Annotated in this window: 1 protein-coding gene; it reads left to right on the forward strand. The window is 49.3% G+C overall.

The annotated features are described in order from the left end of the window. A partial coding sequence (locus AB4558_RS21845) for a cadherin-like domain-containing protein (RefSeq protein ID WP_372075054.1) occupies nucleotides 1–221 on the forward strand: 221 nt, incomplete at both ends.

Consider the following 221-nt stretch of genomic DNA (forward strand, 5'->3'; position numbering starts at 1 on the left):
TCTGACGGCACCGATACGGTATCTGCAAACATCGATGTGAGTGTAACTGCCGTTGATGATGCACCAGTGTCTGGTGACCTAGCGTACTCAATCGATGAAGACGGTTCTATCCGTTTAAGCCAAGAGCAATTGCTATCACAAGCATCTGACGTAGAGGGCGATGACCTTACTGCTAGCGGCCTAACGGTTGGTGGAGATGCAACGGTTGTAGCTAATGATGA

It is taken from the genome of Vibrio sp. 10N.222.51.C5 (assembly GCF_041474575.1).
Taxonomy (GTDB): domain Bacteria; phylum Pseudomonadota; class Gammaproteobacteria; order Enterobacterales; family Vibrionaceae; genus Vibrio; species Vibrio crassostreae_C.